The 7850-nt window shown below is 37.0% G+C and carries 7 protein-coding genes and 2 tRNA genes; 3 read left to right on the forward strand and 6 right to left on the reverse strand.

Annotation, left to right across the window (positions count from 1 at the left end):
• Positions 1-13: 13 nt before the first annotated feature.
• A complete protein-coding gene (gene atoD / locus A6B40_RS10040; protein ID WP_025216967.1) occupies positions 14-661 on the reverse strand; it encodes an acetate CoA-transferase subunit alpha in 648 nt (215 codons plus the stop codon).
• 302 nt (positions 662-963) lie between these two features.
• Between atoD and A6B40_RS10045 the strand changes: the two genes are divergently transcribed.
• Positions 964-1863 (forward strand): LysR family transcriptional regulator, encoded by a 900-nt coding sequence (locus A6B40_RS10045; protein WP_025216968.1) that lies wholly within the window; start codon positions 964-966, stop codon positions 1861-1863.
• Positions 1864-1893: 30 nt separating this feature from the next.
• Here the strand turns inward: A6B40_RS10045 and A6B40_RS10050 are convergent.
• Together A6B40_RS10050 and A6B40_RS10055 are read right to left on the reverse strand one after the other, a co-directional pair.
• A tRNA-Arg gene (locus A6B40_RS10050) sits at positions 1894-1970 on the reverse strand.
• Between the two features lie 20 nt (positions 1971-1990).
• Positions 1991-2067 (reverse strand) — tRNA-Pro (locus tag A6B40_RS10055).
• 169 nt (positions 2068-2236) lie between these two features.
• On the opposite strand from A6B40_RS10055, the gene folD reads away from it, so the two are divergent.
• Positions 2237-3097: a bifunctional methylenetetrahydrofolate dehydrogenase/methenyltetrahydrofolate cyclohydrolase FolD gene (folD, locus tag A6B40_RS10060; RefSeq protein WP_176672291.1), complete on the forward strand. Its 861-nt coding sequence runs from the start codon at positions 2237-2239 to the stop codon at positions 3095-3097.
• A 118-nt stretch (positions 3098-3215) separates the two neighbouring features.
• Positions 3216-4667 carry a tRNA uracil 4-sulfurtransferase ThiI gene (gene thiI / locus A6B40_RS10065; RefSeq protein ID WP_025216970.1) on the forward strand — a complete coding sequence of 484 codons (1452 nt, stop codon included), beginning with the start codon at positions 3216-3218 and terminating at the stop codon, positions 4665-4667.
• A 37-nt stretch (positions 4668-4704) separates the two neighbouring features.
• Here thiI and A6B40_RS10070 read toward each other — a convergent pair whose 3' ends face one another.
• The 3 genes from A6B40_RS10070 to A6B40_RS10080 form a co-directional block, all read right to left on the reverse strand.
• Positions 4705-5412, reverse strand: a complete 708-nt coding sequence (locus A6B40_RS10070; RefSeq protein ID WP_025216971.1) for a YwiC-like family protein — start codon at positions 5410-5412, stop codon at positions 4705-4707.
• A gap of 66 nt (positions 5413-5478) precedes the next feature.
• Complete coding sequence (pfkA, locus tag A6B40_RS10075; protein WP_025216972.1) at positions 5479-6453, reverse strand: 6-phosphofructokinase; 975 nt, start codon at positions 6451-6453, stop codon at positions 5479-5481.
• 106 nt (positions 6454-6559) lie between these two features.
• Positions 6560-7756, reverse strand: a complete 1197-nt coding sequence (locus A6B40_RS10080) for an aminotransferase class V-fold PLP-dependent enzyme (protein WP_176672292.1) — start codon at positions 7754-7756, stop codon at positions 6560-6562.
• Positions 7757-7850 lie beyond the last annotated feature (94 nt).

Consider the following 7850-nt stretch of genomic DNA (forward strand, 5'->3'; position numbering starts at 1 on the left):
TATTCTCCTTTCATTATCCTTGTACGATGTAATCTACAACCGCAGCAGGGGTCATTACTAAATTTGGATCAATTTCACCTACTCTCACGATGTTTGTAGCTTGCACGATCACAGTTTTTGCAGCTAACGCCATCATTGGATTGAAGTTTCGAGCTGCACCTGCAAAAACTAAGTTACCACTTTCATCGGCTATATCTGCTTTAATAATGGCTACATCAGCCTTTAGTGGCAGTTCAAGTAAGTATTCAACACCATCTATAGTGATTTTTTGTTTGCCTTCTTCCACCACTGTGCCAACACCGGTTGGCGTTAAGAAACCACCTAAGCCTGCACCACCTGCACGAATACGTTCTGCAAGAGTACCTTGTGGGCAAAGCTCAACATCGATCTCACCTGCAATCATACGTTTACCTGTTTCAGGATTTGTACCGATATGTGAAGCGTAGAGTTTTTTCACTCTCCCATTAACAATTAAAGGACCTACTCCAGTATCGATCATTGCTGTATCGCTACTAATCAGAGTAATGTCCTTAATTCCTAAATTTAAAATTTCTTTAATGATGATTTCGGGAGCTCCACACCCCATAAATCCACCTGACATTATGGTCATACCATCAAAGAAATGGTTTCGGATCTTATCTATTGAAATACATTTAGACATAACACTCTCCTATAAGATAAAATAAATTTATATATAAGGTTAAAAGTTGATTGCAGATAAAAGAGCAAGTTGCTCAATAACCTTCAGTAAATTGACAGATTATGCTCATAAAGCCTAAATTGAAATGCTTTCACCTTATCTTTTAGATAGAGAGTGTAGTGGCTTGTTTTGTTAATTTAAAATACAGTTTTTTTACTTATCTATAAATTAATTTTATGGTTTTGGTTAAACTTTAGTGTCTATTAAATGAATGAGACATATATTGTCAAAGTGAGTAGATAAGAGATAGGCTAGGAGAAATAATGGATATCAAGCATTTGCGCTATTTTATTGGAATTGTAGAAAACGGCTTTAATTTAAGTCGGACGTCACAAAATCTTTATATTTCTCAGCCCGCTTTAAGTATGATGATCAATGAATTTGAACATCAGGAAGATGTTGCTTTATTTACAAGAGCAAATGGCAAAATCAGTGGTTTAACCTATGTTGGTGAAAACTATTATCGAGATGCGAAGGAATTGCTTGAAAAATATCACCAGATGAATCGAAATTTGCATAATAAAGAGCAAGAAATTACAGGGAAAATCTCCATTGGTATTCCGCCTTTAATTCTTTCACTTATTTTTCCTAAAATTTTGCCGGAACTGATTTTAAATAACCCTCAAATTGAGTTTGAGGTAAAAGAGCAGGGAGCGTATTCATTAAAGAGTGAATTATTATTGGGTAATGTCAATTTTGCGACTTTGCTATATCCAGAGCATATTTCATCTAAAATTATTGAATCCTTTGAGATTTATCGCTCGGAATTGTCCGTTTTTTGTTCCCCAAATCATCATTTAGCACAGAAAAAAAGTGTTACTTGGCAAGATCTGCATAAAGAGAAAATAGTTACTTTTGATAAAACCTTTATGATTTATCAGCATCTAAAGGAGTCTTTTGAAAGACATAATATTCACCCAGATATTGTTTATGAATCAGCATCTTGGGATTTTTTATATTATACGGCAAAATCTAATTCCGATATTTTAACTATTCTTCCATTGGCAACAGGGGAATATTATCAAGATCCACATTTAGTTAGTATTAAAATTGAAGATCCTGTCTTATGGCGGGTAACACTATGTCGTTTGAAGAAAAGTAATTATTCCAATGCTGAGAATTATATTTTTGATGAAATATTAAAAGTATTTAGTTTACTATAAGCAGAAAATTGTTTTTAGATATAGAATAAATGGCACGCCCTAAAGGATTCGAACCTTTGACCCACGCCTTAGAAGGGCGTTGCTCTATCCAGCTGAGCTAAGGGCGCAGAGATTTATAAAAAAGAAGTGGTCGGCGAGATAGGATTTGAACCTACGACCCACTGGTCCCAAACCAGTTGCGCTACCAAGCTGCGCTACTCGCCGACAAATGATGGAGTGATTATAAGATTCTTTATTTAACAGTCAATCTTTTTTTGTGAAAGTTTGTTTGAATGCTTGAACTTTATCCGCTATTTAAAATTAGCTTATCAAAAAGTAAATTTTTTGAGAGAATAGCAAACGTTTTCGCCAATTAATGTTTCGGGAGATAAAAATGACTGCACAGATTATTTCGGGGAGTGAAATTGCCTCAAAAATTAAAAAAGGAATTAGTGAAAAAATTACTCATTATGTTGAGCAAGGTAAACGCAAACCGGGGCTTGCGGTCATTTTAGTGGGGGCTGATCCTGCCTCTCAAGTTTATGTTGGTAGCAAGCGTAAAAGTTGTGCAGAAATCGGTATTGAATCTAAATCTTACGATTTATCGGCAGAAGCAACAGAAGCAGAATTACTTTCACTGATAGAAGAACTTAATCAAGATGAGAGTGTGGACGGTATTTTGGTACAATTACCTTTACCAAAGCAGATTGATTCCACTAAAGTCATTGAAGCCATTGCTCCGTATAAAGATGTAGACGGTTTCCATCCTTATAATGTGGGGCGTTTGGCTCAGCGTATTCCAACTTTACGTTCTTGTACTCCTTATGGTGTAATGAAATTGCTTGAAACTACAGGTATGGATTTATACGGTCAGCACGCTGTGATTGTTGGGGCATCAAATATTGTAGGTCGCCCAATGGCACTAGAATTGTTGCTTGCCGGTTGTACAGTTACAGTTACGCATCGCTTTACTAAAGATTTAGAAAGCCACGTTCGCCAAGCTGATATTCTCGTTGTTGCGGTAGGTAAGCCTGAATTTATTCCGGGTGATTGGATTAAAGAAGGGGCGATTGTGATTGATGTAGGTATTAATCGTGGAGCAGACGGTAAATTAAAAGGCGATGTGGAATATAGTGTTGCCTCGCAAAAAGCAAGCTTTATAACCCCAGTACCGGGTGGCGTTGGTCCAATGACGGTAGCAATGTTGATGCAAAACACCTTACAGGCTTACGAAAACCACTTACAAGCGGTATAAAACGAACAATTTTTTGCAAATCCCCAATTTCGATTGGGGATTTCTTTTTGAATTTCTAGGCTTTTCGGCAATAAACCGCTAAAATAGCTTCCATTTTTTGACAGCAAACTGACTTTATATGAAATTTATTATCAAACTTTTTCCTGAAATTATGATTAAAAGCGATTCTGTGCGTAAACGCTTTATCAAAATTTTAACCTCTAATATCCGCAATGTGCTTTTAAAAGAAACGGAAAATGTATCCGTAGTGCGGAATTGGGATTTTATTGAAGTACGAGCCAAAGTGGCAGAAGAAGCTCCACTTGTACTTGAGTTATTACAACGCACGCCGGGGATTCACCATATTTTAGAAGTGGAAGAAACACCATTTACCGATATGCACGATATTTTTGAGCAAACCTATGCGGCAGTAAAAGATGAGTTAGAAGGTAAAACTTTTAGCGTACGTGTTCGCCGTAAAGGTAAGCACGATTTCCGCTCGCTAGATGTTGAGCGTTATGTTGGCGGCGGCTTGAATCAGCGTATTGAGAATGCGAAAGTGAAATTAAAAGATCCGGATGTTACGGTGCGTATTGATATTGAGTATGACAAAATGTTGCTTATTAAGGCTCGTTATCAAGGACTTGGTGGCTATCCAATCGGCACGCAAGAAGATGTGCTTTCGCTGATTTCAGGCGGTTTTGACTCAGGAGTGTCAAGCTATATGCTGATTCGCCGAGGTTCTCGTGTGCATTACTGTTTCTTCAATTTAGGCGGTGCAGCACACGAAATTGGTGTAAAACAGATGGCTTATCATATCTGGAGCCGTTACAGCACTTCGCATAAAGTTCGCTTTGTGGCAATTAATTTTGAAAATGTAGTTGGCGAGATTTTAGAAAAAGTCGATAACGGTCAAATGGGCGTGGTATTAAAACGTATGATGGTACGTGCAGCAAGCAAAATTGCCGAGCGTTTTGATATTCAAGCGATTGTAACAGGCGAGGCATTAGGACAGGTTTCAAGTCAAACGCTGACTAATTTACGCCTCATTGATAAAGCCTCTGACACCTTGGTTTTGCGTCCTCTAATTACCCATGATAAAGAGCAAATCATTGCGATGGCAAAAGTGATCGGTACAGATGATATTGCGAAATCAATGCCGGAATTTTGTGGTGTAATTTCGAAAAACCCAACGGTAAAAGCAATTGAAAGTAAAATAGTGGAGGAGGAAGGTAATTTTAACTTTGAGATACTAGAACAGGCAGTTCAAAATGCCACTTATTTGGATATCCGTGAAATTGCACAAGAAACTGAAAGAGAAGTGGTGTCGGTTGAAACAACGAGTGAATTATCTGCTAATGACATTATTTTAGATATTCGTAGCCCTGAAGAAGTAGATGAAACCCCATTCCACTTGGATGGGGTTGAAGTGAAAGAAATGCCGTTTTATAAGCTTTCGAACAACTTTACGACACTTGATCAAAGCAAAAATTATTTACTTTATTGCCAGAGAGGGGTAATGAGTAAATTACAAGCCCTTTATCTAAAAGAAAATGGTTTTAATAATGTAAAAGTTTTTCGAGCGAAATAATATATACCCCTTAATCAAGTAGATTAAGGGGTATTTTTTACCATATTAAACTGATTAAAAATACCCCAATTATCGGGAATTCTAGCATTCCCACCTGTTTTACATTTAATCCAAAACTTGGCACTATAATTGCTCTAACAGTTGCAATTAAATAGGCAAAAAAGACCGCTTGCATAGGGCTTAATGAATAAGTAAAAGCTAAGAGTAAATGTATCGCAATGCTTATTTCCATATAAATTGGATTTTTGCGTTCTCGCACCATACTTTTTATATAGAAAGTTGTTGCAATAAAAAAGAGCGTAGGGTGGAGTAAAATCTCAATGTTATATTGTCTTGTTGGCAGATAGTACGCCGCCATGCCCATTATTCCAAAGGTTAAAATACCTGCAATATCATTCCATAGATTCCGTTCATCCTTTTGTTTTGCGAAGTAAATTTGAATGAGTCCAAGCGGTAGAATTATCAACAAAAATTGCAAAATAGTGGGGTTAGAGTAGAGAATAGGTAAAGCAAAAAGCAGGCTTAAAACGAAATAAATTATCGCCCATTTTTTATTGCGTTCGGTTGGTTTTTTACTAAATAAAGAGAGAAAAGGATAAGAAAAAAAATACAGAAATAGCCAGGAGAGTCCAAAGAAAATATATAAAGGTGTGAATCCACTTTCAATTACAGCATAAATAAACGGTAGAATAGCCATTGCTAACGCACCGTGTTGATTTGAAATAACAGGTTTCTCTTTGAACATTTGATTCCCTTTTACTGAATAATAAAAAAGGCGACTAACATAGTCGCCTTTAAATTTTAAGAAATCTTAGAATAATTTTCTAGAGGTTTCGTATAATTCTTCTTTAAATGGACGGCGCATATTATTGATTGCATCAATAATATCGTGGTGAACTAATTGTTCATTTTGAATACCTACACAGTGTCCGCCAAAACCTTGTAACAATAATTCTACCGCATAGACCCCCATACGAGAAGCTAAAATACGGTCAAACGCACAAGGTGAACCACCGCGTTGAATATGACCTAATACAGTTGCTCGAGTTTCATTTCCAAAACGTGCTTCGATTTCTTTTGCTAATGTATGAACATCTGTCATTAATTCCGTAATCGCTATGATAGAATGGCGTTTACCTTTGTGGAAGCCATCTTCAATACTCTTCATTAGAGATTCTTTATCTAAGCCTTTCTCTGGCACAATTACATATTCACAACCACCAGCGATAGCAGCACTTAAAGTGAGATCGCCACAGTGGCGGCCCATAATCTCTACAATAGAAATACGTTGGTGTGAACTTGATGTATCACGTAAACGGTCAATTGCATCTAATGCGGTTTCTAATGCAGTTTGATAGCCGATTGTATAATCTGTTCCAACAATATCATTATCAATCGTACCAGGAATTCCGATACATGGGTAACCGAATTCTTCAGTTAATAATTTTGCTCCCATATAAGAGCCATCGCCACCGATTACCACTAATGCATCGATATCGTATTTTTTTAATGTTTCAACACATTTTTTGCGTACTTCTGGACGTTTAAAATCAGGGAAACGAGCTGAACCTAAGAATGTACCACCACGATTGATAGTTTCAGACACAGAACGTCTGTCTAATGGGATAACTTTATCATGGTAAAGTCCATAGTATCCATCTTGAATACCACAGACAGCTAAACCTTCATTTAATGCGGTTCTAACTACGCCACGAATTGCAGCATTCATTCCTGGTGCATCACCACCACTAGTTAATACAGCGATTTTTTTAATTTGTTTACTCATTTAAAACACCTTGCTGAGAAATTAAATATTAAATTGAAAACTGGTGCAAAGATTACAATATTCAGCCTTTTCGTTCTACTAAAAAATGCGTATTTTTTGATTTTGTTTAGCTTTCTTGCAAAATTTTGAGTGTGGAATCTAAAGCATTAAAAAAATGCTCTACATCTTCTTTCGTGTTGTAATGGGCAAGTGAGATTCTTACCGTACCAACTTCGGCTAAATAACGCAAATAAGGTTTGGCACAATGTTCACCGTGGCGGATAGCAATATGGCTTTGAGTAAGAAAAGCGGCAATATCTGCTGGGTGCTGATCTTTAATTATAAAGCTGATAGTAGGTGTATTCTGCTCACCGATAATTTGCAAATTTTTGTAGGAATTTAACCGCTTGCGAGTATATTCTGCTAAAGCATAAAGTTGATGATTAAGCGGTATAAAATCCCATTTTTCTAACCAAGCTAGCACTTGCCCAAAACCAATGATACCTGCAATGTTAGGTGTGCCAGATTCCAAACGATAAGGTAACTCGGCAACAGTTAATTCGCTTTCAGTAATGTTTTTCAGCATTTTTCCGCCGAATACAAGCGGTCTAATTTCTTCCAAACTTTGCAATTTGCCTGTAAGAACCCCAACGCCATTCGGGCCATACATTTTGTGGGCAGAGAATGCGTAAAAATCTGCATTAAGTTTATTTACATCAATTTGTTCACAGCACACCGCTTGAGCAATATCCAACATAATTTTAGCAGAGCAAGATTGGCGAATAATCGGAATGAGTTCTTCTGCTGCTTGTCGAACGCCCGTTACATTAGAAACCAAATTAAAGGCAACAATTTTAGTTTTTTCCGATAAAGCATTTTTAAGTGTTTCAGGCTCAATTTGATACTTTTCATTTAGCGGCAACACAATAAGGTTTGCTCCCGTACGTTCTGCCAGTTGCTGCCAAGGAATAAAATTGGCGTGATGTTCTGCCACCGAAATCACAATTTCATCACCTTGCTTAATTCGATGTTCTAAGCCATAAGCGACTATATTAATACTTTGGGTTGTGCCACTCGTCCAAATCACTGCTTCACGAGTTTCTATATTAAAACGTTTTGCAACCAGATCACGAGCTAATTCATACTGTTTGGTTTGTGGCAAATCGTACTGACTGCGATGCACCGAACCGGCAGAGGAGTAAAACTCACTTGTTGCTTGAATAAGTACATTAGGCTTTAGGGTTGTGGCGGCAGAGTCTAAATATGTCCAACCATCCGTTTTTTCAAAAAAGGGGAAGTGGGTACGGAATAGGGCGTTAGGCATAAGTTAATTCCTAGGATTTTTTTGAAAATTTAGTTAACAAGAAAGCACTTATTATAAAGAAATGTTTTGAGATAAGAAGCATTTTAAGAAATAA

This window comes from Mannheimia varigena, assembly GCF_013377235.1.
Lineage (GTDB): Bacteria > Pseudomonadota > Gammaproteobacteria > Enterobacterales > Pasteurellaceae > Mannheimia > Mannheimia varigena.

Excerpts from the sequence above, each read along its gene's own strand:
- A6B40_RS10080 (WP_176672292.1), bottom strand. The coding sequence starts at position 7,756 with ATGCCTAACGCCCTATTCCGTACCCACTTCCCCTTTTTTGAAAAAACG.
- pfkA (WP_025216972.1), bottom strand. The coding sequence starts at position 6,453 with ATGAGTAAACAAATTAAAAAAATCGCTGTATTAACTAGTGGTGGTGAT.
- thiI (WP_025216970.1), top strand. The coding sequence starts at position 3,216 with ATGAAATTTATTATCAAACTTTTTCCTGAAATTATGATTAAAAGCGAT.
- folD (WP_176672291.1), top strand. The coding sequence starts at position 2,237 with ATGACTGCACAGATTATTTCGGGGAGTGAAATTGCCTCAAAAATTAAA.
- A6B40_RS10045 (WP_025216968.1), top strand. The coding sequence starts at position 964 with ATGGATATCAAGCATTTGCGCTATTTTATTGGAATTGTAGAAAACGGC.
- atoD (WP_025216967.1), bottom strand. The coding sequence starts at position 661 with ATGTCTAAATGTATTTCAATAGATAAGATCCGAAACCATTTCTTTGAT.
- A6B40_RS10070 (WP_025216971.1), bottom strand. The coding sequence starts at position 5,412 with ATGTTCAAAGAGAAACCTGTTATTTCAAATCAACACGGTGCGTTAGCA.